The organism is Flectobacillus sp., from assembly GCF_049240685.1.
In the GTDB taxonomy this organism is placed as follows: domain Bacteria; phylum Bacteroidota; class Bacteroidia; order Cytophagales; family Spirosomataceae; genus Flectobacillus.
The window spans coordinates 1-2174 of sequence record NZ_JBMLSD010000262.1 but is presented as its reverse complement, the minus strand read 5'-3'; the positions used below and the strand labels follow the sequence as shown (position 1 = coordinate 2174).

The window sequence follows — 2174 nt, the reverse complement described above, 5'->3', positions numbered from 1 at the left end:
GCTAAGCTTAACAAACTCAATAATTCTTCCGTGACCGCTGAAGGATTATCTGCTAGATTTACCAAGGAAGATACCGCCACACCGTGCAAACCTGTTTCTAATAAAGCTTCGATATCGTCTGCTTTTACGCCCCCAATACCAACCACAGGTAGGTTGTGCCCTAACGTTCTGAATTGAGCAAGAATACGCTTGTAACCCTCTAATCCTACGATGGGGCTTAGGTTCTTCTTGGTATCCGTAAATCTCAACGGTCCCAGCCCGATATATTGCACTGTCCCACTAGCCACATGTTTGAGCATATCTTGGAGGGTATTGGCTGTACCACCAATAATCATTTTTTCACCTACAATCTGTCGAGCCTCTAAAGGCGACATATCTTGTTTTCCCAAATGCAAACCCTCCGATTGTATTTTCGCGGCTATATGAGGGTTGTCATTTACAATTAATTTTGCCCCAAAACTTTTACATACTTCTTGTGTACGCAAAGCTGTTTCGAGCCATTGAGATTCTTCTTGAGTTTTCACTCTCAACTGCACCCAGTCTGCACCTCCAGCGCAGGCACGTTGTGCTTGCTCCCAGTGAGGGATATGTGCGAAGTCTTGGGTGATATAATGAAGTCTTGAAATCATCGTGTTGTTAGATTTTGGACTTTGACGCTAGGAGCTCAAAGTTTTTTGAATTTCGGAGAAGGCTTCCACGGGTGAGGTGGCCTGCCACACACTACCCAACAATGCCACTCCTGCAATATTTTTATTTTTCAATAAATGAATATTGTTTTCCTCAATACCACCTAAGGCTACAACAGGAGGCACTTTATTATTTTTAAATATAAAATCCTCTACTGCTTCGGGCGATATAGCGGCCTTGTAGCCAGGTTTTGAAATACTGTCAAAAAATGGACTGAGAAATACATAGTCGAGTTTTGAAGGCATTTTCAGTACTTCTTCAAACTTATGCGCCGAAGCGCTCACCGTTAGGCCTCTTCGCTGTATAGGTCGGATATATTCTTTTAATTGTCCCTGCTCCTGTAACTCTTCCCAAACATGCGTGGTAAGATGAATACCCTTGATATTGTATTTGGCCATCAGTTGGTATTGGCTATGCAAAACCAGTCGCTTCAGATACTGTGGCTGAAATTGTCGAATAAATTCTTCAATCTGCTCTAAAGAAGCATTAGGCTTACGAACGTGCAAAGTCATTAGACCCGCTTCAAAGAGCTGCTCTAAGAGCTGTACTTCATCAGGGATAAATTCTGGTGGGGTAAGCAGGAGTACAAACATGATGTTACGATTTGTGGATAAGTTTTGAGTAATAAGATTTTAAAATTCAATGCCTGAAATAGGTTGCCCTCAGAAAGCAGAAAACAAAGGCATAACGATGAACAACAACTTCAAAATATACAATGTTTTTCAGAAAAGAATGTTTCCGAATAATGGAATTATCATGAAGTTTTTATTGTCCTAAAATCGTCAAAATAAGCCTTTTATTGTTTCCTTAAAGATAAAATCTCATTTCTATCGTCGACTTTTACTGGTATTTCAACCATAGAAAATCAAAAGTATGTTCTCCTTTCTTTTATCAACTTGAGGGCAACCTATTTTAGGCAAGAACAACTCCCAACTCATCACTTACAAATATACCTCTGCGCCTTTTTCAACGAATTGTTTGGCTTGTGCTTGCATGCCTAAGTCAATAGCTTCTGCTTCGGAAATACCCTGAGCTTCGGCATAGTCACGAACTTCTTGTGTGATTTTCATAGAACAAAAACTTGGTCCACACATTGAACAGAAATGGGCAATTTTAGCGCCGTCAGCAGGTAAGGTTTCGTCATGAAATTCACGTGCTGTATCTGGGTCGAGCGAAAGATTAAACTGGTCTTCCCAACGGAATTCAAAACGTGCCTTGCTCAGGGCATTGTCACGCACTTGTGCTCCCGGGTGTCCTTTCGCCAAGTCGGCGGCATGGGCAGCAATTTTATAGGTGATTACTCCGTCTTTTACATCCTTTTTGTTAGGTAAACCCAAGTGTTCTTTTGGTGTTACATAACATAACATGGCACAACCAAACCAACCAATCATTGCGGCGCCAATACCTGAGGTAATATGATCATAGCCCGGGGCAATGTCGGTCGTCAATGGTCCAAGCGTGTAGAATGGGGCTTCATGACATTCTTT

3 protein-coding genes are annotated in these 2174 nt (G+C 41.6%); all 3 read right to left on the bottom strand.

The genetic code is table 11. From position 1 onward, the window contains the following. Positions 1-629 (bottom strand): thiamine phosphate synthase (locus ACOVQ4_RS12180; protein WP_421820915.1); only part of this gene is annotated, 629 nt, incomplete at its 3' end. A gap of 27 nt (positions 630-656) precedes the next feature. Further along, entirely contained in the window at positions 657-1280 is a 624-nt protein-coding gene (locus ACOVQ4_RS12175) for a thiamine phosphate synthase (protein WP_421820914.1), read from the bottom strand. Between the two features lie 348 nt (positions 1281-1628). After that, positions 1629-2174, bottom strand: a 546-nt coding sequence (locus ACOVQ4_RS12170; RefSeq protein WP_421820913.1) for a phosphomethylpyrimidine synthase ThiC, incomplete at its 5' end; no start/stop codon positions are given.